Annotated in this window: 19 protein-coding genes; all 19 read left to right on the top strand. The window is 63.9% G+C overall.

Translation table 11 applies throughout. The annotated features are described in order from the left end of the window. Positions 1 to 117: 117 nt before the first annotated feature. Complete coding sequence (locus tag O9335_RS13050) at positions 118 to 477, top strand: NADH-quinone oxidoreductase subunit A (protein WP_298388789.1); 360 nt, start codon at positions 118 to 120, stop codon at positions 475 to 477. A 12-nt stretch (positions 478 to 489) separates the two neighbouring features. Beyond that, positions 490 to 966, top strand: coding sequence for an NADH-quinone oxidoreductase subunit B family protein (locus O9335_RS13045; RefSeq protein ID WP_047484384.1), 477 nt, complete (start codon positions 490 to 492; stop codon positions 964 to 966). 4 nt (positions 967 to 970) lie between these two features. Further along, positions 971 to 1,570: an NADH-quinone oxidoreductase subunit C gene (locus O9335_RS13040; protein WP_298388786.1), complete on the top strand. Its 600-nt coding sequence runs from the start codon at positions 971 to 973 to the stop codon at positions 1,568 to 1,570. Position 1,571: 1 nt separating this feature from the next. Beyond that, entirely contained in the window at positions 1,572 to 2,825 is a 1,254-nt protein-coding gene (locus tag O9335_RS13035; protein WP_298388784.1) for an NADH-quinone oxidoreductase subunit D, read from the top strand. Next, on the top strand, positions 2,822 to 3,310 hold the full coding sequence (gene nuoE / locus O9335_RS13030) for an NADH-quinone oxidoreductase subunit NuoE (RefSeq protein ID WP_298388782.1): 489 nt from the start codon (positions 2,822 to 2,824) through the stop codon (positions 3,308 to 3,310). The genes O9335_RS13035 and nuoE overlap by 4 nt, the downstream gene beginning before the upstream one ends. Positions 3,311 to 3,314: 4 nt before the next feature. Further along, positions 3,315 to 4,646, top strand: coding sequence for an NADH-quinone oxidoreductase subunit NuoF (gene nuoF / locus O9335_RS13025; protein WP_298388780.1), 1,332 nt, complete (start codon positions 3,315 to 3,317; stop codon positions 4,644 to 4,646). 3 nt (positions 4,647 to 4,649) lie between these two features. Next, entirely contained in the window at positions 4,650 to 7,001 is a 2,352-nt protein-coding gene (gene nuoG / locus O9335_RS13020; protein WP_298388778.1) for an NADH-quinone oxidoreductase subunit NuoG, read from the top strand. Continuing rightward, positions 6,998 to 8,095 carry an NADH-quinone oxidoreductase subunit NuoH gene (gene nuoH, locus O9335_RS13015; RefSeq protein WP_298388775.1) on the top strand — a complete coding sequence of 366 codons (1,098 nt, stop codon included), beginning with the start codon at positions 6,998 to 7,000 and terminating at the stop codon, positions 8,093 to 8,095. The genes nuoG and nuoH overlap by 4 nt, the downstream gene beginning before the upstream one ends. An 8-nt stretch (positions 8,096 to 8,103) precedes the next feature. Further along, the gene (gene nuoI / locus O9335_RS13010; RefSeq protein WP_298388773.1) at positions 8,104 to 8,601 is read left to right on the top strand and encodes an NADH-quinone oxidoreductase subunit NuoI; all 498 of its coding nucleotides are present in this window, start codon (positions 8,104 to 8,106) and stop codon (positions 8,599 to 8,601) included. Between the two features lie 5 nt (positions 8,602 to 8,606). Next, the gene (locus O9335_RS13005; RefSeq protein ID WP_298388771.1) at positions 8,607 to 9,242 is read left to right on the top strand and encodes an NADH-quinone oxidoreductase subunit J; all 636 of its coding nucleotides are present in this window, start codon (positions 8,607 to 8,609) and stop codon (positions 9,240 to 9,242) included. After that, positions 9,242 to 9,553 carry an NADH-quinone oxidoreductase subunit NuoK gene (nuoK, locus tag O9335_RS13000; protein WP_298388769.1) on the top strand — a complete coding sequence of 104 codons (312 nt, stop codon included), beginning with the start codon at positions 9,242 to 9,244 and terminating at the stop codon, positions 9,551 to 9,553. Before O9335_RS13005 ends, nuoK begins: the two co-directional genes overlap by 1 nt. A gap of 5 nt (positions 9,554 to 9,558) precedes the next feature. Beyond that, on the top strand, positions 9,559 to 11,607 hold the full coding sequence (gene nuoL / locus O9335_RS12995) for an NADH-quinone oxidoreductase subunit L (protein ID WP_298388766.1): 2,049 nt from the start codon (positions 9,559 to 9,561) through the stop codon (positions 11,605 to 11,607). A gap of 17 nt (positions 11,608 to 11,624) precedes the next feature. Next, positions 11,625 to 13,115: an NADH-quinone oxidoreductase subunit M gene (locus O9335_RS12990; RefSeq protein ID WP_298388764.1), complete on the top strand. Its 1,491-nt coding sequence runs from the start codon at positions 11,625 to 11,627 to the stop codon at positions 13,113 to 13,115. A gap of 16 nt (positions 13,116 to 13,131) precedes the next feature. Beyond that, the gene (gene nuoN, locus O9335_RS12985) at positions 13,132 to 14,622 is read left to right on the top strand and encodes an NADH-quinone oxidoreductase subunit NuoN (protein WP_298388762.1); all 1,491 of its coding nucleotides are present in this window, start codon (positions 13,132 to 13,134) and stop codon (positions 14,620 to 14,622) included. 13 nt (positions 14,623 to 14,635) lie between these two features. Beyond that, on the top strand, positions 14,636 to 14,944 hold the full coding sequence (locus O9335_RS12980) for a DUF2818 family protein (RefSeq protein ID WP_298388760.1): 309 nt from the start codon (positions 14,636 to 14,638) through the stop codon (positions 14,942 to 14,944). Further along, positions 14,937 to 15,530 carry an NUDIX hydrolase gene (locus O9335_RS12975; RefSeq protein ID WP_298388758.1) on the top strand — a complete coding sequence of 198 codons (594 nt, stop codon included), beginning with the start codon at positions 14,937 to 14,939 and terminating at the stop codon, positions 15,528 to 15,530. The genes O9335_RS12980 and O9335_RS12975 overlap by 8 nt, the downstream gene beginning before the upstream one ends. Next, on the top strand, positions 15,517 to 15,963 hold the full coding sequence (locus O9335_RS12970; RefSeq protein ID WP_298388794.1) for a DUF1178 family protein: 447 nt from the start codon (positions 15,517 to 15,519) through the stop codon (positions 15,961 to 15,963). The genes O9335_RS12975 and O9335_RS12970 overlap by 14 nt, the downstream gene beginning before the upstream one ends. 144 nt (positions 15,964 to 16,107) lie before the next feature. Further along, positions 16,108 to 17,268, top strand: a complete 1,161-nt coding sequence (locus tag O9335_RS12965) for an efflux RND transporter periplasmic adaptor subunit (RefSeq protein WP_298388755.1) — start codon at positions 16,108 to 16,110, stop codon at positions 17,266 to 17,268. 10 nt (positions 17,269 to 17,278) lie between these two features. Beyond that, positions 17,279 to 20,494 (top strand): efflux RND transporter permease subunit, encoded by a 3,216-nt coding sequence (locus tag O9335_RS12960; protein ID WP_298388753.1) that lies wholly within the window; start codon positions 17,279 to 17,281, stop codon positions 20,492 to 20,494. Positions 20,495 to 20,535 lie beyond the last annotated feature (41 nt).

Below are 20,535 nucleotides of genomic sequence, written 5' to 3'. Positions count from 1 at the left end.
AAGCGAATCGTTCGCCGCCATGCGCCCGTTGTCGTTTCAGCTTGCGCCCCGACGCATTCCGGTTGGGTGGCAAGCGCATAAGATGCCGCGGTTTGTGACCTCGGCCGAGCCCAGCCCATGAATTTGGAACAGTACCTCCCGGTCATCCTCTTCATCTTGGTCGGCGTCGCCGTCGGCATCGTGCCTCAGGTGCTTGGAGCCTTGCTGGGGCCCCACAAGCCCGACGCCGCCAAGGTCTCCCCTTACGAATGCGGCTTTGAAGCCTTCGAAGACGCGCGCATGAAGTTCGATGTTCGCTACTACTTGGTGGCCATCCTCTTCATCCTTTTTGACTTGGAAATCGCGTTCCTGTTCCCTTGGGCCGTCTCCCTGCACGAGATCGGTTCCACGGGTTTCTGGGCCATGATGGTTTTCTTGGGCATCCTCGTCGTGGGCTTTGTCTACGAGTGGAAAAAGGGCGCCCTGGATTGGGAATGAGGCAACAGCCAAATGGGTATTGAGGGCGTTCTGAAAGAAGGGTTTGTCACCACCTCGGTCGACACCCTGATCAATTGGTCCAAGACGGGCTCGCTGTGGCCGATGACCTTCGGGCTGGCTTGTTGCGCTGTCGAGATGATGCATGCCGGTGCGGCTCGCTATGACATCGACCGCTTCGGCATGCTGTTTCGCCCCAGTCCGCGTCAGTCCGACTTGATGATCGTGGCCGGCACCTTGTGCAACAAGATGGCGCCGGCTCTGCGCAAGGTTTACGACCAGATGGCCGAGCCGCGCTGGGTGTTGAGCATGGGCTCCTGCGCCAATGGCGGCGGCTACTACCACTACAGCTACTCCGTCGTGCGGGGTTGCGATCGCATCGTGCCGGTGGACGTCTACGTGCCCGGCTGCCCCCCCACCGCGGAAGCCTTGCTCTACGGCATCTTGCAGTTGCAGGCCAAGATCCGCCGCGAAAACACCATTGCCCGCTGAACCCATGAGCCCCTCTCTGGAAACGCTGCAGGCGAGCCTGCAATCGGTGCTTGGCGACCGCGTCGCGCGGCTGACGCAGCGCCTGGGTGAAGTCACGATCGAGGTGCCGGCCGCACAGTGGCTGTCGGTTGCGAAGGTGCTGCGTGACCACTCCGAGTTCCGCTTCGAGCAACTCATCGACCTGTGTGGTCTGGATTACGCCCAGTATGGCAACGCCGCCAACGAGGGGCCGCGCTTTGCCGTGGCGGTGCATTTGTTGTCGGTGAGCCTGAACCAGCGTTTGCGAGTTCGTGTTTTCGCTTCCGATGACGACTTCCCCTGCGTGGCTTCCGTGACCGCGGTGTGGACCAGCGCCAATTGGTTCGAGCGGGAAGCCTTCGATCTCTACGGCATCTTGTTCGAGGGGCACGAAGACTTGCGGCGCATCCTGACCGATTACGGATTCATCGGCCACCCGATGCGCAAGGACTTCCCGGTGTCGGGCCACGTGGAAATGCGCTACGACGCCGAGCAAAAGCGAGTCATCTATCAACCGGTCTCGATCGAGCCGCGAGAAATCACCCCACGGGTGATTCGCGAAGACCACTACGGTGGGCTGAACTGACATGGCCGACATCAAGAACTACACCCTGAACTTCGGGCCTCAGCACCCGGCCGCCCACGGTGTGCTGCGCCTGGTGCTGGAGCTGGACGGCGAAGTGATTCAGCGCGCCGACCCTCACATCGGCCTGCTGCACCGCGCCACCGAAAAGCTGGCCGAACAAAAGACCTACATCCAGTCGCTGCCCTACATGGACCGGCTGGATTACGTTTCGATGATGGCCAACGAGCATGCGTACTGCTTGGCCATCGAGAAGATGCTGGGCATCGAGGTGCCAGAGCGCGCCCAGTACATCCGCGTGATGTTTGCCGAGTTGACTCGCCTTCTGAACCATCTGCTGTGGCTGGGCTGTCACGGCTTGGACTGCGGGGCGATGAACATCCTCATCTACTGCTTCCGCGAGCGCGAGGACATCTTCGACATGTACGAGGCAGTAAGCGGTGCGCGCATGCACGCCGCCTACTTCCGTCCGGGTGGCGTGTACCGCGATCTGCCCGACAGCATGCCGCAGTACCAGGCAAGCAAGATTCGCAATGCCAAAGCCATCGCGAAGCTCAACGAGAACCGAAGTGGCTCGCTGCTGGACTTCATCGACGACTTCTGCCGTCGATTCCCAGCCTGCGTGGACGACTACGAGACCCTGCTGACCGACAACCGCATTTGGAAGCAGCGCACGGTGGGGGTCGGTGTGGTCAGCCCTGAGCGGGCGCTCAACCTGGGCTTCACCGGCGCCATGCTCCGCGGCTCGGGCATCGCCTGGGACCTGAGGAAGCACCAGCCCTACGACGTGTACGACCGCATGGATTTCGACGTGCCGGTGGGGACCAACGGCGACACCTACGACCGTTATGTGGTGCGCGTCGAGGAGATGCGCCAAGCCATTCGCATCGTCAAACAGTGCGTGGACTGGCTCAAGGCCAACCCGGGCCCGGTCATCACCGACAACCACAAGGTGGCCCCGCCGTCGCGCGAGTCGATGAAGACCAACATGGAAGAGTTGATCCACCATTTCAAGCTCTTCACTGAAGGCTTCCGGGTGCCTGAAGGCGAGGCGTACGCAGCGGTCGAGCACCCGAAGGGGGAATTTGGCATCTACATCGTCAGCGATGGCGCGAACAAGCCCTACCGCCTGAAGATTCGCGCCCCTGGCTTCGCCCATTTGGCGGCGCTCGACGAGATGAGCCGCGGCCACATGATTGCGGACGCAGTGGCCATCATCGGCACCATGGACATCGTGTTCGGCGAGGTCGATCGATGAGCTACCAACTGTCAGACTCCACCCGCGTGCGCTTCGACCGCGAGGTCGCCAAATACCCCGCTGACCAAAGGCAGTCGGCCGTGATGGCGTGTTTGTCCATCGTGCAAGATGAACAGGGGCACGTGTCGCCCGAGTCCGAGGTGGCGATTGCCGAGTACCTGGGCATGGCGCCCATCGCGGTGCACGAGGTCACGACCTTCTACAACATGTACAACCAGCGGCCGGTGGGCAAGTTCAAGTTGAACGTGTGCACCAACTTGCCTTGCCAACTGCGCGATGGGCAAACAGCGCTTGAACACGTGTGTCGTCGGCTTGGTTTGGAAGAGGGTGGCACCACCCCCGACGGCCGGATCACCGTGCAAAAGAGCGAGTGCCTGGGCGCCTGCGCCGACGCGCCGGTGCTCCTGGTGAACGATCGCGAAATGTGCAGTTTCATGACGGCCGACCGCCTCGATGAACTGCTCGACATGCTGAAGAAGGCCTGAGCCCATGGTCGATCTTTCGAAGTTCAAGGCCACCGGCCAAGAGACGTGCTTTCACGGTCGCCACATCCAGCCCCAGATCTACGCCGACCTGGATGGCAGGAACTGGCAACTGAAACACTACGAGGCCCGCGGCGGGTACGCCGCCCTGCGCAAAATCCTGGCCGGGGAAGGCGGCATGACCCAAGAGCAGGTGATCGCCGAGGTGAAGGCCTCGTCGCTTCGCGGGCGCGGCGGCGCGGGCTTTCCCACGGGCCTGAAATGGAGCTTCATGCCGCGTCAGTTTCCCGGCGCCAAGTACCTGGTGTGCAACTCCGACGAAGGGGAACCCGGCACCTGCAAAGACCGCGACATCTTGATGTTCAACCCGCACGCGGTCATCGAGGGCATGGCCATCGCCGCGTATGCCATGGGCATCGGCGTGGGCTACAACTACATTCACGGCGAGATCTTCGAGGTGTACGAACGCTTTGAGGCTGCCCTGGAAGAAGCCCGCGCGGCAGGGTTGCTGGGCGACAAGATTTTGGGCAGTGGCTTCAGTTTCCAACTGCATGCCTTCCACGGCTTCGGCGCGTACATCTGCGGCGAAGAGACGGCCCTGCTGGAATCGCTCGAGGGCAAGAAGGGACAGCCCCGCTTCAAGCCGCCGTTCCCGGCCAGCTTCGGCCTGTACGGCAAGCCGACCACCATCAACAACACCGAAACCTTCGCGGCGGTGCCCTGGATCATCCGCAATGGCGGGCAGGCCTACCTCGAGGTGGGCAAGCCCAACAACGGCGGCACGAAGATTTTCTCGGTCAGCGGTGACGTGGAGCGCCCCGGCAACTACGAGGTCCCGATGGGAACGCCGTTCAGCACCTTGCTGGAGTTGGCCGGCGGCGTGCGCAAAGGCCGCACGCTCAAAGCCGTGATTCCCGGTGGCTCGTCGGCACCCGTGCTGCCGGCGGACGTGATGATGCAGTGCACGATGGACTACGACTCCATCGCCAAGGCCGGCTCCATGCTGGGATCGGGTGCGGTGATCGTCATGGACGACTCGCGGTGCATGGTCAACAGCCTGCTGCGCCTGTCCTACTTCTACATGCACGAGAGCTGCGGCCAGTGCACGCCCTGCCGCGAGGGCACGGGCTGGATGTGGCGCGTGATCGACCGGATTGCCCACGACAAGGGCCGTCCGGAAGACATCGACCTGCTCAACAGCGTGGCCGACAACATCCAAGGCCGCACCATCTGCGCCTTGGGCGATGCAGCTGCCATGCCGGTGCGCGCGATGCTCAAGCACTTCAAGCACGAATTCGTGCAAATGATCGAAGCCGCCAACCAACAGAAAGCGGCCTAAGCCATGGTTGAAATCGAACTCGACGGCCAAAAGGTCGAAGTGCCCGAGGGCAGCATGGTCATGCATGCCGCCGACAAGTTGGGCACCTACGTTCCGCACTTCTGCTACCACAAGAAGCTGAGCATCGCGGCCAACTGCCGCATGTGCCTGGTGGACGTGGAGAAGGCGCCCAAGCCCATGCCGGCCTGCGCCACGCCCGTGACGCCCGGCATGATCGTGCGCACCAAGAGCGACAAGGCGGTCAAGGCTCAGCAGGGGGTGATGGAGTTTCTGCTCATCAACCACCCCCTGGACTGCCCGATTTGCGACCAGGGTGGCGAGTGCCAATTGCAGGACCTGGCCGTTGGCTACGGCGGTAGCAAGAGCCGCTATGCCGAAGAAAAGCGCGTGGTGTTCCACAAGAACGTCGGCCCGCTGATTTCGATGCAGGAAATGAGCCGCTGCATCCACTGCACGCGCTGCGTGCGGTTCGGCCAAGAGATCGCTGGCGTGATGGAGTTGGGCATGCCCAATCGCGGCGAGCACAGCGAGATCACGACCTTCGTTGGCCGCACCGTGGACAGCGAACTGAGCGGCAACATGATCGACCTGTGCCCGGTCGGTGCCCTCACCAGCAAGCCGTTCCGTTACAGCGCTCGCACCTGGGAGTTGTCGCGGCGAAAGTCCGTCAGCCCGCACGACAGCAATGGCGCCAACCTGGTCGTTCAGGTGAAAGCCAACCAGGTCATGCGCGTGGTGCCGCTGGAGAACGACGCCGTCAACGAGTGTTGGATCTCTGACCGCGATCGCTTCAGCTACGAAGGCTTGAACAGCGAAGCCCGATTGACCCGTCCCATGATCAAGCAGGACGGCAGTTGGCAGATGGTGGACTGGCCCACCGCCTTGAACTACGTCGCGCACGGCCTGCGCTCCATCCGCCAAGACCATGGTCCGGCCGCGCTGGCCGCTTGGGTGTCGCCGCAGGCCACGCTGGAAGAGGGCGGTTTGCTCGCGCGGCTCCTGCGAGCGCTGGGCAGCGAGAACATCGACCACGCGCTGCGGCAGAACGACGACCGCTTGCGTCCCACTGCCGGTGAAGCGATGACCCTAGGCCGCTCGATCGCGTCGCTGTCCAAGCTCGACGGCGCTTGGATCATCGGCTCGGCCCTGCGCAAAGACCACCCGCTCATGGCGCAACGCCTGCGTCAAGCAGCGCGGCACGGCGCCACCATCATGGCGCTGCACGCCGCCAACGACGACTGGCTGATGCCAGTGGCACCGCACAACGCGGTGGCCCCATCGGCCTGGGTGACCTTCGTGGCCGGGGTGGCTGCCGCGGTGTCGGAGGCCAAAGGGCTGCCGGCGCCGGTGAGCGCGACGATCTCGCCCGAAGCGCGCGCCACTGCCGACGTCCTGCTGCGCGGCGGCGACGTCGCCATCCTGCTGGGACAAGCGGCGGGCGACCACCCGCAAGCCGCCGAGTTGTGGTCGCTCGCTCAATGGATCGGTGCCCAGACCGGGGCGACTGTCGGCTTCTTGGGCCAGGGCGGCAATGCTGTCGGCCTTCAAGCAGTGGGCGTGGGGCCGGGCAACGGGGGCCGAGGGTGGCGTCAACAAACGCAAGGTGAAGCCCCCAAGGCCGTGGTGCTGTTGGGCGTGGATCCCTTGCTCGATACCGGTGACGCGGCGGCAAGTGCCGCCACGCTGCGTCAGGCCCAGATGGTGGTCGGCCTGAGCAGCCACCGCACCGATGCCTTGCTCGACCATGCCGACGTTTTGCTGCCCACTGCCCCATTCACGGAAACCTCGGGCAGCTTCGTGACGGCCGACGCGCAACTGCAGTCCTTCGTGGGCGTGGTGCCGCCGCTGGGCGAAACCCGTCCGGCCTGGAAGGTCGTGCGCGTGCTGGCCAACTTGCTGGACTTGCCCGGCTTCGATTTCGAGGGGACCGACCAGATTCGCGCGGCGCTGCTGCCTCAGGGTTTGGCGGTGACGCCGTTGTTGGGCCAAGCCATGCCCACCACCCTGGGCCATGCAGAAGGCTTGCAGCGCTTGGCTGAGCTGCCGATTTACGCCAGCGACATGTTGGTGCGCCATGCGCCGAGCCTCCAAGCCACCCGCGATGGCCAAGATGCTGGCGTGGCGCAACTGCCGCCGGGCTTGTGGTCCCACCTGGGGCTGGCCGAGGGCGGCGAGGACATGGTCCGAGTCACGCAAGGCGCTGCTCACGTGACCCTGCCAGCTCGCCGCAACGAGCGCCTGGCCGAGGGCGTGGTGCGTGTTGCTGCCGGCCTGCCGCTGACGGCGGCGCTGGGCGCTTCCTTCGCCCCCATCCAAGTGGCCCATGCCGACGCCGTGGCGGGAGGTGCGCAATGATGGACAGCCTGTACCAATGGGGCGCTCAAGCACTGGGCGTGTTCTGGCCCGTGGTCTGGAGCCTGATGAAGATCGTGGCGGTGGTGGCGCCGTTGATGGTTTGTGTGGCTTACCTGACGCTGTGGGAGCGCAAGGCCATCGGTTGGTCGCAGATCCGTCCCGGCCCCAACCGGGTGGGTCCGATGGGCTTGCTGACCCCGATTGCCGACGCGGTGAAGCTGATCTTCAAAGAGATCATCTTGCCGGCGGCCTCGAACAAGGGCTTGTTCTTTTTGGGTCCGATCCTGACCATCGCGCCAGCGCTGGCCGCATGGGCCGTGATTCCTTTCGGTCCCGATGCCGCCGTGGCCAACATCAACGCCGGCCTGCTGTTCCTGATGGCGATCATGTCGCTGGAGGTCTACGGCGTGATCATCGCGGGCTGGGCGTCGAATTCGAAGTACGCCTTCCTCGGTGCCATGCGCGCCTCGGCGCAGATGGTCAGCTACGAAATCGCCATGGGCTTCGCGTTGGTGGTGGTGCTGATGGTCTCAGGCAGCCTGTACATGACCGACATCGTGACGAAGCAGACCGTGGGCTGGTTCGCCTCGCACGGCCTGACCTTCCTGTCGTGGAACTGGCTGCCGCTGTTGCCAATCTTCGTCGTCTACTTCATTTCGGGCCTGGCGGAAACCAACCGCCATCCGTTCGACGTGGTGGAGGGCGAATCGGAAATCGTGGCCGGCCACATGATCGAGTACTCGGGCATGTCGTTCGCCATGTTCTTCCTGGCCGAGTACGCCAACATGATCTTGGTCTCGGTGCTCGCGGTGCTGCTGTTCCTGGGCGGCTGGTCGGCCCCCATCTCGTTCAGCTTGCTGGGCATGGAAACGCCGGCGCTCATCCAGCAAACCATGGCCTTCTGGAACTGGTTCTGGCTGTTCGCCAAGACTTTCGTCGTGGTCACCATGTTCCTGTGGGTGCGCGCCTCGTTCCCGCGCTTCCGCTACGACCAACTGATGCGCCTGGGCTGGAAGGTCTTCATCCCCGTCACCCTGGTGTGGCTGGTCGTCGTGGGCCTGTGGATGCAGACCCCGTACAACATCTGGAAGTGAGGACTGCGATGTCTGCCGTCTCCGCTGTCAAAGACTTTTTCAAAACCTTCCTGCTGCTGGAGTTGGTCAAGGGCTTGGCCCTGACCGGGCGGCACTTTTTGTCGCCCACCATCACGGTGCAGTTCCCGGAAGAGAAGACACCGCTGTCGCCGCGCTTCCGGGGCCTGCATGCGCTGCGCCGCTATGAAAACGGCGAGGAGCGCTGCATCGCCTGCAAACTGTGCGAAGCCGTGTGCCCCGCCATGGCCATCACGATCGAAAGCGAAGTGCGCGATGACGGCAGCCGCCGCACCACGCGCTACGACATCGACCTGACCAAGTGCATCTTCTGCGGCTTCTGCGAAGAAAGCTGCCCGGTGGACTCCATCGTCGAAACGCCGCTGTTCGAGTACCACGGTGAGAAGCGGGGCGACCTGTACTACACCAAAGAGATGCTGCTGGCGGTCGGCGACCGTTTCGAGCCGCAGATTGCCGCCACCAAGGCGGCCGACGCCAAGTACCGCTGAGCACCATGGACGTCACGTTTGCTTTGTTCCTGCTGTTTTCCGTGGTGCTGCTGGGCGCATCGTTTCGCGTCATCACGGCGCAATCCACGGTGCATGCGGCGCTGTTCCTCATCCTCGCCTTCTTCAATGCGTCCGGCATCTGGATGCTCTTGAAGGCCGAGTTCTTGGCCATCACCCTCATCCTGGTCTATGTGGGCGCGGTGATGGTGTTGTTCTTGTTCGTCGTGATGATGCTCGACGTGCACACCGACAAAGTGCGCCAGGGGTTTTGGAAGCACCTGCCGTTGGCGGCGGTGATCGGCGCTGTGGTGGCCTTCGAGATGGCGGTGGTGCTGATGAGCGGCTTCCAGGTGAGCCAGCCCAAGCCGTTCCCGCCAGAGATGCTGGCCCTGGGCAACACCAAGATGTTGGGCGTGGCGCTCTACACGCAGTACCTGTACCCGCTGCAGGTGGCGGCCGTGCTGCTGCTGGTGGGCATCATCGCGGCCATCGCGCTGACGCTGCGTGAGCGCAAGGACAGCCGTCGCCAAGATCCATCGCAGCAGGTCAAGGTCACCAAGGCCGAACGCCTGCGCGTGCTCAAGATCGACCCAGTGAAGCCTGCATCGGCCGCAGCACCGAATCAAGAGGGAGGCCAATGATGGGCACGCTCACGCTGGGCCATTTCTTGACCTTGGGCGCACTGCTGTTCGCGCTGTCGGTCATCGGCATCTTCATGAACCGCAAGAACCTGATCGTGCTGCTGATGGCCATCGAGCTGATGCTGCTGGCGGTCAACTTGAACTTCATCGCCTTCTCGCACTATTTGGGCGACATGGCGGGGCAAGTCTTTGTGTTCTTCATCCTCACCGTGGCAGCGGCCGAGTCGGCAATCGGCTTGGCCATCCTCGTTGTGCTGTTCCGCAATCGCAGCTCCATCCGCGTGGATGAGCTGGACACCTTGAAGGGCTGAGGTCGATGACGCCCACTCTGAATCCGAACCTGCTGCTTTGGGTGCCGCTGGCACCCCTGGTGGGTTGCATCCTGGCTGGTTTTTTCGGCAAGCTCATCGGCCGCCGTGGCGCCCATGTCGTCACCATCCTGGGTGTGGCCATTGCTGCGGTTTTGTCGCTCATCACGCTGAACGACGTCCAAGCTGGCGCCCGCTTCAATGCCACCATCTACGAATGGATGGTGATTGGCGGCCTGAAGATGGAGGTCGGCTTTTTGGTCGACGGCCTGACGGCCATGATGATGGTGGTGGTCACCTCCGTGTCGCTGATGGTGCACCTCTACACCATCGGCTACATGGCCGATGACCCCGGCTACCAGCGCTTCTTCAGCTACATCTCACTGTTCACCTTCAGCATGCTCATGCTGGTGATGAGCAACAACCTGCTGCAGCTGTTCTTCGGCTGGGAAGCGGTGGGCTTGGTGTCCTACCTGCTGATCGGCTTTTGGTACAAGAAGCCCACCGCGATCTTCGCCAACATGAAGGCCTTCTTGGTCAATCGCGTGGGCGACTTTGGCTTCATCCTGGGCATTGGTCTTTTGGTGGCGTATGGCGGCTCGCTGAACTACGGCGAACTGTTCGCCAAGAAGGACGAATTGGCGGCCATCGTGTTCCCGGCGCCCTTGTGGGGCGATCAGTGGATGCTGATCACGGTGGCCTGCATCTGCCTGTTCATCGGCGCCATGGGCAAGTCGGCGCAGTTTCCGTTGCACGTTTGGTTGCCGGATTCGATGGAAGGCCCGACGCCGATCTCCGCGTTGATCCACGCCGCCACCATGGTGACGGCTGGCATCTTCATGGTGGCGCGCATGTCGCCGCTGTTCGAGTTGTCGGACACGGCCCTGAACTTTGTGCTGGTGATCGGCGCCATCACGGCCTTGTTCATGGGCTTCCTGGGCATCATCCAGAACGACATCAAGCGGGTGGTGGCGTACTCCACGCTGAGCCAGTTGGGCTACATGACGGTTGCGCTTGGCGTGTCGGCGTACTCGGTGGCGGTGTTCCACCTGATGACGCATGCCTTCTTCAAGGCGCTGCTGTTCTTGGCGGCAGGCTCGGTCATCATCGGCATGCACCACGATCAGGACATCCGCAACATGGGCGGCCTGCGCAAGTACATGCCCATCACCTGGATCACGTCGCTGATCGGCTCGCTCGCGCTGATCGGCACGCCCTTCCTGTCGGGCTTTTACTCGAAGGACAGCATCATCTTGGCCGTGGGCGGCAGTCACTTGCCGGGCGCCAGTTTTGCGATGTTGGCGGTGACGGCGGGCGTGTTCATCACGGCGTTCTATTCGTTCCGGATGTACTTCTTGGTCTTCCACGGCCCTGAGCGCTTCCGCCACAAGCCCTTCCCGGGCGAGCATGATCACCACGACGACCACCACGGCCACGATGCTGAGCCGCACGAGTCGCCGTGGGTGGTGTGGGTGCCCTTGGTCGCACTGGCTGTGCCCTCGCTCGTGGTCGGTTACTTCACCCTGGGCCCGATCGTGGGCGGGGACTTCCTGAAGGACGCCATCACCATCAACACTGCTTTGCACGGTGGCATCGACCAGGTGCTGGAGCACGTGCACCACGGTGCCGCCAGCATGGGCTTGCATGCCTTCGCCACGCTGCCGTTCTGGTTGGCGGTGGCTGGCGTGGTCACGGCTTATGTGTTCTACATCCTGAAGCCCGGCATTCCCGTGGCCATTGGCCGCGCGCTGCGCCCGCTGATCGTGGTGATGGAGAACAAGTACTACTTCGATTGGTTCAACGAGAACGTGCTGGCGCGCGGAGCGCGCCTTCTGGGCGTGGGCCTGTGGAAGGTGGGTGATGCGGCGCTCATCGATGGCGTGCTGGTGAACGGCAGCGCCAAGTCGGTGGGTCTGCTGGCGCGTCTGGGTCGTTTGGCGCAGACGGGCCGTCTGACGGCGTACACCCTGGCCATGATCCTTGGCGTCGTGGGCCTCATGACCTGGAAGCTTTGGCCCTACCTTGAGCCGCAACTGAAGACCCTGACGGGCGCCTGAGACGCTCGGAGAACAACATGCAATGGTTGAGCATCTCGATTTGGTTGCCCGTGGTCTGCGGCTTGCTGCTGCTGACCCTGGGCAAACCCCAGCAAGCCGGTTTGGTGCGTTGGCTGGCCTTGCTGGCGGCCATCGCCAGTTTCGTCGTCACGTTGCCGCTGATCGCCGGCTTTGACACCAGCACCGCCTCGCTGCAGTTCGTTGAGAACGCGGCCTGGATCCGTCGTTTCAATGCTCGCTACGCGCTCGGTGTGGATGGCATTTCGGTGTGGTTCGTGCTCCTGACCGCCTTCATCACCATCATCGTCGTGGCGGCCGGTTGGGAGGTCATCGAGAACCGCGTGAACCAGTACATGGGCGCGTTCTTGATCCTGTCGGGCCTGATGGTGGGCGTGTTCGCCGCCACCGACGCGCTGCTGTTCTACGTGTTTTTCGAGGCGACGCTGATCCCCATGTACATCATCATCGGTGTGTGGGGTGGCCCGCGCCGGGTGTACGCGGCGTTCAAGTTCTTCCTCTACACCCTGGCGGGCTCGCTCCTGATGCTGGTGGCGCTGGTCTATCTGTACATGCAGTCGGGGGTGCAGACCGGTGTGAATGGCTTCGACATCATGACTTGGCAGCGATTGCCGCTGACCATGGGGGCGCAGACCCTGCTTTTCTTCGCTTTCTTCGCCGCCTTCGCGGTGAAGGTACCGATGTGGCCGGTGCACACCTGGTTGCCGGATGCTCACGTCGAAGCCCCCACGGGCGGTTCGGTGGTGCTGGCGGCCATCATGTTGAAACTGGGCGCGTATGGCTTCTTGCGCTTCTCGATGCCCATCGCGCCGGATGCGGCCCACGCCTACGCGCCCTTCATCATCACCTTGTCGCTGATCGCGGTCATTTACGTCGGTCTGGTGGCGATGGTCCAGAAGGACATGAAGAAGCTGGTGGCGTACTCATCGGTGGCCCACATGGGTTTCGTCACCCTGGGCTTCTTCCTCTTCAATGAGTTGGGTGTTGCGGGCGGCCTGGTGCAGATGATTGCGCACGGGTTTGTGTCGGGGGCGATGTTCTTGTGCATCGGGGTGCTGTACGACCGCGTGCACAGCCGGGAGATCGCCGACTACGGTGGCGTGGTGAACACCATGCCCAAGTTCGCTGCCTTTGCCGTGCTGTTCGCCATGGCCAATTGCGGCCTGCCGGGCACTGCAGGCTTCATCGGCGAGTGGATGGTGATTTTGGGCGCCGTGAAGGCCAATTTCTGGATCGGGGCCCTGGCCGCCACGGCGCTGATCTTCGGCGCTGCCTACTCGCTGTGGATGGTCAAGCGCGTGTACTTTGGCGACGTGGCCAATGACAACGTCAAGGCCCTGAAGGACGTCAACGCCCGCGAGTTCACCATCTTGGGCGTGTTGGCCGCGGCCACCATCGCCATGGGCGTGTATCCCAAGCCCTTCACCGATGTGATGCAGGCCTCCGTGACTGAGCTGCTGCGACACGTGTCCGTGTCCAAGCTCCCCTGATCGGAGGCATCAACCCATGACCAACTTCTTTTTCGCTGCCTTCAAGCCCGAATTGCTGCTGCTGGGCATGGCCCTGGTGGTCACGCTGGTGGATTTGTGGGTCAAGGATCCTGCTCGTCGCCCCACCTACTGGCTGACGCAGTTGACGCTGTTGGGGGTGGCCGCCCTGCACCTGCGTGCCTTTGTGTTGGGGTACGACGACGTGGCCATGCATGGCATGGTGTCGACCGACCCGTTGTCCCACTTGCTGGGCGGGCTGAGTGCGCTGCTGGTGGCTGGGGTGCTGCTGCTGTCCCGCCCCTATGCCGCAACTCGCGACATGCTCAAGGGTGAGCTGTTCACCCTCAGCTTGTTCATGGTGCTCGGTGTTTGCATCATGGTCTCAGCGCGGCACCTGTTGGTGGTGTACCTGGGGCTGGAGTTGATGAGCCTGTCGTTGTATGCGCTGGTGGCTCTGCGCCGCGACCACACGGTCTCTACCGAGGCGGCGATGAAGTACTTCGTGCTGGGGGCTCTGGCCAGTGGCTTCTTGCTGTACGGCTTGTCCATGCTGTACGGCGCGACAGGCTCGTTGTTCATTCCTGAGATTTACAACGTGCTGGCCCATCCCGATGCGGCGCTCCGTCCGAATGGGGCCGTGCTGGTGTTCGGCTTGGTGTTCGTGGTGGCGGGGCTGGCGTTCAAGCTGGGCGCTGCACCCTTCCACATGTGGGTGCCGGACGTGTACCAAGGTGCACCCACGGCCACCACGCTGCTCATTGCCACGGCGCCCAAGCTGGCAGCGCTGGCCATCACGTTCCGTCTCTTGGTCGAGGGCCTGTTTGCGTTGGCGGCCGACTGGCAGCAGATGATGATCGTGTTGGGGGTGTTCTCGCTGGTGGTGGGCAACTTCGTGGCCATCGCTCAGACCAACCTCAAGCGCATGCTGGCGTACTCGACCATCGCGCAGATGGGTTTCATGCTCCTGGGTTTGGCCAGCGGTGTGGTGGGCGACAGCGCCAAGGGTGCGTTGATGGCGCACAGCGCGTCCCTGTTCTATGCGGTCGTTTATGTGTTCACCACGCTGGGCAGCTTCGGCATGATCTTGCTGCTGGCCCGCCAAGGGCACGAGGCGGAGCAGTTGTCCGACTTCGCGGGCCTGTGGCAGCGCAGCAGTTGGTACGCCTTGGTGATGGCGATCTTTATGTTGTCGCTGGCGGGCATTCCGTTGACAGTGGGCTTCCACGCCAAACTGGCGGTGCTGCAGGCCATGGGTGCCACCGAGTTGCCGTTCTATTACGGGCTGATGGTGGTGGCGGTGGTGCTCAGCCTGATCGGCGCTTTCTACTACCTGCGCGTCATCAAGACCATGTTCTTCGACCCACCCGCTGAGCGTCAGGCCTTGGTGGCGCCTTGGGACATCAAGGCCTTGTTGTCGGCGCTGGCGCTGGCCACGGTGGTGCTCGGTCTGTTGCCGGGCAAGGCGCTGGCCTGGTGCACCTTGGCCGTGGCCAGCATCCTGCCCTGAGCTTGGCATCACGATGGACCAAAGCGCGGCATTGACGCTGCTGATGGCCGTTGCCCTGGTGGCGGCCAATTTTCCGTTTTTCAGCCAGCGGGTGTTGTTGGTGGGGCCGCGTCGGCCCGATCGCGGCTTTGGCTGGCGCCTGCTGGAATTGTTGGCGTTGGCGGGGCTGGTTTTGCTCCTCGGTTTCGGGTTTGAGGCTCGCATCGGCCAGCGCCACCCCCAGGGCTGGGAGTTTTACGTCACGGTGCTCTGCTTGGTGCTGACTTTTGCCTTCCCGGGCTTCGTTTGGCGCTACCTGCGGCGTCGCCATGGCGATGCCTGACGACTCAGACGCGGACCTGAGCGAGCGGCTCATTCTGTCTGAGCGCGTTTTCGAAGGCGCTTTTCTGCAGGTCCAGCGCGACCGGGTTCAATTGCCCGATGGGCGCGAGGCCACGCGAGAGTTCATTCGCCACCCCGGTGCGGTCATGGTGGTGCCTTTGTTGGATGACGGCCGATTGCTCATGGAGCGGCAGTACCGGCATCCCATGGGTCGCGTCATGTTGGAGTTCCCAGCAGGAAAGCTTGATCCGGGCGAAGCGCCGGCGTTCTGCGGGCGGCGAGAGTTGCAGGAAGAAACCGGCTACACGGCCCGGGAGTGGGCGCAAGCCGGGGTGCTGCACAACGCCATCGCCTACTCCGACGAAGTCATCCACGTGCATTTCGCCCGCGGGCTGGTGGCCGGCGAGCGACGACTGGACGTGGGCGAGTTCCTGGAAACGGTGGCCATCCGCCCTGAAGAGTTGGACGCGGCCTGTGCTCGGGGTGAGGTCACCGACGCCAAGACCCTGATCGGTCTCCAATGGTGGCAGCGGTGGCAAGCGGGGGCTTGGCCTTTGGACTGGGTGCGCGTTGATGTGGGTGGCTGAGCTGGGGTGTGACTTGGGGCACCGCTTCGAAGGCTGGTTTGGCTCCCGTGACGACTTCGTCGATCAGCAACGCCGTGGCTTGGTGTCGTGCCCCACGTGCGGGAGCCATGCGGTCGACCGCTGCCTCAGCGCGCCGCGGTTGAATTTGGGGGCGGCTGCCCCGGTGACGCCGCGCCCGTCGACGGAAGAACCGCTTTCGTTGCCAGACCTCGACGCCACCGCCGTGTTGCGCAGCTGGATGGCCCAAGTGCGCGCCCAGACGGAGGACGTGGGTGGGCGTTTCGCCGAGGAGGTGCGGCGCATCCACGCCCAGGAAGCGCCGGAGCGACCGATTCGGGGCCGTGCCAGCCTGGACCAAGTGGCGGAGTTGCGCGACGAGGGCATCGAGGTTTGGCCGCTGCCGCTGCCGGACTCGGAGGCGACGCCGCACTGAGGGCCCGACTCTGCGGAGTCGGGGCCGTTCGCGCCGTCGAGCCGCCCTTGGTCGCGCGCCCCCTCCGTTCATCCCATGCGTTTCGTCAGTCGGGCAGGGGCGCAGCTAAGCTGCGCTCGTTCTTCAACTGGAAGCGACTTGGTCATGCCCCAACGCCTCAATTCCCTCGCCCCCGTGCTGGCCTTGCTGATGGCCATGGCTGGTCTGAGTGCCTGCCAGCGTCCCGGGACCGACCCCAAGGGTGGCGCTGACTCGGCGCCCAAGGCGCCGCTGCTGATCGCGCCCGAGGACGTGAGGAGCGTTTCGGCGTCCGGCTTGGCGGGCGGGCCGGTGATCACGGGGGCCATCCAGCCGGCGCGGCGTGCCGACCTGCGCGCCGAGGTGGCGGCGGTGGTGCTGGAGGTTGGCAAGGACAACGGCGAACGTGTGCGCCGAGGCGACTTGATCGTGCGACTGGATGCCACCTCCATCCGCGACAGCTTGGCCTCGGCCGAAGAGGCGCTGCGCGCGGCCAAGCAAGGGTTTGAACAGTCCGAGCGGGTGCTGGCGCGGCAGCGCACCCTGAATCAACAAGGCATGACGTCCATGCAGGCGCTGGAAGATGCCGAGGTGCGCCGAAATGCGGCGCAAAGCGAGCTCGCCGCTGCCAATGCCCGGGTGGTCACGGCGCGCCAGCAGATGAGCCGCACCGAGCTGCGGGCCCCGTTTGACGGCCTGGTCACCGACCGCAAGGTGTCGGTGGGCGACACGGTGCAGGTGGGGCGCGAGATCGTCAAGGTCATCGATCCGACCAGCATGCGTTTCGAAGGCCAGGTCAGTGCCGACCGGCTGTCCGAGTTGAAGGTGGGGCAGGGGGTGTCGTTCCGGGTGAATGGATTTGGCGACCAGGAGTTCGTGGCGCGCCTGAGCCGCATCGATGCGGCGGCCAACGCCACCACGCGCCAGGTCGAGGTTGCGGCGGCCTTCGAGCCCGGTGCCAGCCTGCCGCAGGTGGCCGGTTTGTACGCGGAAGGGCGCATCGACACTGGGGCCCGGCAAGCGTTGACTGTGGCGGAGAGTGCCGTGGTCCGCGAGGGAGATGACGCTTTCGTTTGGCAGGTGATGCCGGAGCAGCTCCGAAAGACCAAGGTGGTGTTGGGGGCGCGCGATCCTCGTCGTGGTGAGGTGGTGATTGCCCGCGGCTTGGTCGAAGGCGATCGGGTCTTGCGTGCGCCGGGAAGCCAGTTGATGGACGGGCAAAAGATCCAGCGGGTTGCCGCTGGCGCTGGGGTTGCGGCCGCGTCGCAGCCTGCTGCCCGCCGCTGAAGGACGCCCCATGTTCTTGTCCAACTTCAGCATCAACAAACCGGTGGCCACGGTGGTGGTCATCATCGGCATGATGCTTCTGGGCCTGTTGGCGCTCAGCAAGCTGCGGGTGAATCAGATTCCGGACGTTGAGCCCCCGGTCATCGTGGTCAACGTGCCCTACCCGGGCGCTTCGCCCGAAACGGTGGAACGCGAGGTGCTCAACCGGCTGGAAAAGGCCATGCAGAGCATCCCGGGCGTGGACCGCACCCAGGGCACGGCGCAGGAGGGCAGGGCGTCGATCGTGCTGACCTTCGGCTTCTCGAAGAACATGATCGAAGCCGCAGACGAAGTGCGCAACGCCATCGCAGCCGTGCGTTTCAAGCTGCCCGCCGAGATTCGCGAGCCCATCATCAGCCGCGTGGATCCGGGTGCTCAGCCCATCATGCAGTTGGCTTTTTCCAGCACAGCGCTGAGCCATGCCGAGCTGTCGCGTCTGGTGGAAGACCGTCTGGCCGATCGGGTGCGCGCCGTGCCGGGCGTTTCCACCGTCACGGTCAATGGCGCGCTGCGTCGCGAGCTGTCCATCCTGCTGCGGGCGGAAAAGCTGCGCGAGTTTGGCGTGTCGGTCACCGAGGTGACGCAGGCTGTGCGCGCGCAAAACACCAGTGCGCCGGTGGGCAAGGTTCGGGGCGAGCTGGAAGATCAAAGCATCCGTCTGGTGGGGCGCATCGAGTCCCCCAGCGAGTTCGAGCAGATCATCATCAAGCGCCGCGGCAACGAGGTGGTTCGGCTGGGTCAGGTGGCCGAGGTCAAGGACGGTTTTGCCGACCAGACGGGCTACAGCTTCCGCAACGGGCGAGCCACCGTGGGTTTGTCCATCACGCGGGCCCGCGATGGCAGCACGGTGGCGGTGGCGACCGAGGTGCGGCAACTCGTGTCGGAGATGCGCCAAGACCTGCCCGCGGGCACCCAGGTCGAGATCACCGAAGACGGGGGCAAGAATGCCTACAACAGCCTTTACAACGTGATCCACGCCCTGGTGTTTGGGGCAGGTTTGACGGTGTTCGTGGTGTACGTGTTCTTGAACAGCTGGCGCTCCACGCTCATCACCGCGCTGTCGTTGCCGACTTCGGTGTTGGCGGCATTCATCGCCGTGTGGTTGATGGGTTTTTCGCTCAATTTCATGAGCCTGCTGGGCCTGTCGCTGGCGATCGGTGTGCTGATCGACGACGCCATCGTTGTGCGGGAGAACATCGTTCGCCACATGGAGCGGGGCAGCGACCGCGTCACCGCGGCGCGAGAGGGCACGGCCGAGATCGGGCTGGCGGTGGCCGCAACCACCTTCGCCATCGTGGCGGTGTTTGTGCCTGTCGCCTTCATGGGTGGTGGCCCGGGGCAATGGTTCAAACCCTTCGCGTTGACGGTGGTGGCCTCGGTCATCGTGTCGCTGTTCATCAGCTTCACGCTGGACCCGATGCTGTCGGCCTATTGGGGCGACCCCCCGGGCTATCACGAGGCCCCGAAGAAGGGCATCGGGCTGACGCTCCAACGCTTCAACCACTGGTTTGATCGCCAGGCCGACCGATATGGCCATGTGATCGCCTGGGCCTTGCACCACCGCCGTTCGATGGCGGCGATGGCCCTGGCCACCTTGGTCGGCGCTGGCGCCTTGCAATGGCAGTTCGGTGGCTCGAGCTTCTTGCCGCAGTCGGACGGCAACACCCTCGTCATTGACATGCGAAGCCCGGCGTCGAGCAGCCTGGACTACAGCCGACTGAAGTTGGACGCAGCGGCCGCCCTGGCCTCGACCTTGCCAGAAACCAAGGCCACGACGGCGTACCCCAACGCCACCGGCGGCCGCATTTACGTGGACATCGGCCCGAGCACCGAACGGCGCCGCAGCTCCTCCCAGTTGGCGGCGGAGTTGCGGACCCTCGTGGGCCGTCTGGTGGGTGCCGAGTACGTGGTGCTCGACGATTTGAACAATGGGGCGCAAAAGCCGGTGCAGATCCGCTTCTACGGCAGCGATTCGCGCAAGCTGCAGGAGATCACTCAGGGCTATGTGCTGCAAATGCGCGCCATTCCGGGTGCGGTGGACGTGGGCTACTCCGAGCAAGACCCGCAAAACGAGTTGCAGATCGAGTTGGACCGTGGCCTGGCCAACCAGATGGGCATCAGCGTGAACGATGCGGCCCAGGCTTTGCGGGTGGCTTTTGCTGGCGTGGAGGTCGGCGATTGGATCGACCCCACCGGCGAGGCGCGCGACGTCGCGGTTCGCCTGCACCCGGCCGATCGGGTGGACGGCAGCAATATCGAGCGACTGCCCATCAGCGTGCCGGGCAGCAACCGCATGGTGCCGTTGGACCAGATCGCCAGCGTGACCATGGGCAAGGGCCCAGGGACCATTCGCCATGCCGACGGGCGGCGGGTCGTCACGGTCAGTGCCAATGTGCAGGGCCGCTCGCCCGGGGAGGTCACGGCCGATGCCAAGAAGCTGGCCAATGCCATCGCCTTCCCGCCGGGCTACGGCATCGAACTGGCGGGTTCGGCGCGCGAGCAGCAGGTCGTGTTCACAGCCATGACGACGGCGCTGTTCGCCGGGGTGGCTCTGATGTACTTCGTGTTGGTCATCCAGTTCAACAGCTTCACGGCGCCGTTGAGCGTGATGCTGTCGCTGCCGTTGTCGCTCATCGGCGTGGTGCTGGCCCTGTTGATGACACGTGGCACCCTGAACCTGATGAGCCTGATCGGCGTCATCATGCTGATGGGCTTGGTGGCCAAAAACGCCATTTTGCTGATCGACGCCGCCCGTCAAGAAGAACGCATGGGGGTGGGCCGGGAGGAGGCCCTGATGCATGCTGGACGCAAGCGCTTTCGTCCGATCTTGATGACCACGTTCGCCCTCATCGCAGGCATGCTGCCCGTGGCGATCGGCATTGGGGAAGGTGGCGAGTTCTACCGGCCGATGGCGGTGGCCATCATCGGTGGCGTCATCACGTCGACCCTTCTGACGCTCTTGGTCGTGCCCAGCTTTTACGACAGCATCGAGATCGCCAAGGATCGCATGGGCACCAAGTTTCAGCGTCGCGTGCCGCGCTGGACGGCGATGGGCGCGTTCCTGATGACGCTGGGTGAGGCCGTGTTGACGCTGCTGGCGGTGCGATTGCTGTACCGCTTGCTGCGGCGCCTGCTGAGCGGCCGCCGGCCGCAAGCCCTGAACCCGACGCCCGACGGCACGCCCTGAAGGGTCAAACTTTGGGCCACGCGTGTTGGGCGACGACGTCG

Origin of the sequence: Inhella sp., from assembly GCF_027532025.1 — a bacterium.
Lineage (GTDB): Bacteria > Pseudomonadota > Gammaproteobacteria > Burkholderiales > Burkholderiaceae_C > Inhella.
Note: the sequence above shows the minus strand (reverse complement) of the source record. Positions and strands in the feature narration are given on the sequence as shown.

Excerpts from the sequence above, each read along its gene's own strand:
- O9335_RS12975 (WP_298388758.1), top strand. The coding sequence starts at position 14,937 with ATGCCTGACGACTCAGACGCGGACCTGAGCGAGCGGCTCATTCTGTCT.
- O9335_RS12970 (WP_298388794.1), top strand. The coding sequence starts at position 15,517 with ATGTGGGTGGCTGAGCTGGGGTGTGACTTGGGGCACCGCTTCGAAGGC.
- nuoF (WP_298388780.1), top strand. The coding sequence starts at position 3,315 with ATGGTCGATCTTTCGAAGTTCAAGGCCACCGGCCAAGAGACGTGCTTT.
- nuoH (WP_298388775.1), top strand. The coding sequence starts at position 6,998 with ATGATGGACAGCCTGTACCAATGGGGCGCTCAAGCACTGGGCGTGTTC.
- nuoL (WP_298388766.1), top strand. The coding sequence starts at position 9,559 with ATGACGCCCACTCTGAATCCGAACCTGCTGCTTTGGGTGCCGCTGGCA.
- nuoN (WP_298388762.1), top strand. The coding sequence starts at position 13,132 with ATGACCAACTTCTTTTTCGCTGCCTTCAAGCCCGAATTGCTGCTGCTG.
- nuoK (WP_298388769.1), top strand. The coding sequence starts at position 9,242 with ATGGGCACGCTCACGCTGGGCCATTTCTTGACCTTGGGCGCACTGCTG.
- O9335_RS12965 (WP_298388755.1), top strand. The coding sequence starts at position 16,108 with ATGCCCCAACGCCTCAATTCCCTCGCCCCCGTGCTGGCCTTGCTGATG.
- O9335_RS13050 (WP_298388789.1), top strand. The coding sequence starts at position 118 with ATGAATTTGGAACAGTACCTCCCGGTCATCCTCTTCATCTTGGTCGGC.
- O9335_RS12960 (WP_298388753.1), top strand. The coding sequence starts at position 17,279 with ATGTTCTTGTCCAACTTCAGCATCAACAAACCGGTGGCCACGGTGGTG.
- nuoG (WP_298388778.1), top strand. The coding sequence starts at position 4,650 with ATGGTTGAAATCGAACTCGACGGCCAAAAGGTCGAAGTGCCCGAGGGC.
- nuoI (WP_298388773.1), top strand. The coding sequence starts at position 8,104 with ATGTCTGCCGTCTCCGCTGTCAAAGACTTTTTCAAAACCTTCCTGCTG.
- O9335_RS13045 (WP_047484384.1), top strand. The coding sequence starts at position 490 with ATGGGTATTGAGGGCGTTCTGAAAGAAGGGTTTGTCACCACCTCGGTC.
- O9335_RS13040 (WP_298388786.1), top strand. The coding sequence starts at position 971 with ATGAGCCCCTCTCTGGAAACGCTGCAGGCGAGCCTGCAATCGGTGCTT.
- O9335_RS12980 (WP_298388760.1), top strand. The coding sequence starts at position 14,636 with ATGGACCAAAGCGCGGCATTGACGCTGCTGATGGCCGTTGCCCTGGTG.
- O9335_RS13005 (WP_298388771.1), top strand. The coding sequence starts at position 8,607 with ATGGACGTCACGTTTGCTTTGTTCCTGCTGTTTTCCGTGGTGCTGCTG.
- nuoE (WP_298388782.1), top strand. The coding sequence starts at position 2,822 with ATGAGCTACCAACTGTCAGACTCCACCCGCGTGCGCTTCGACCGCGAG.
- O9335_RS12990 (WP_298388764.1), top strand. The coding sequence starts at position 11,625 with ATGCAATGGTTGAGCATCTCGATTTGGTTGCCCGTGGTCTGCGGCTTG.
- O9335_RS13035 (WP_298388784.1), top strand. The coding sequence starts at position 1,572 with ATGGCCGACATCAAGAACTACACCCTGAACTTCGGGCCTCAGCACCCG.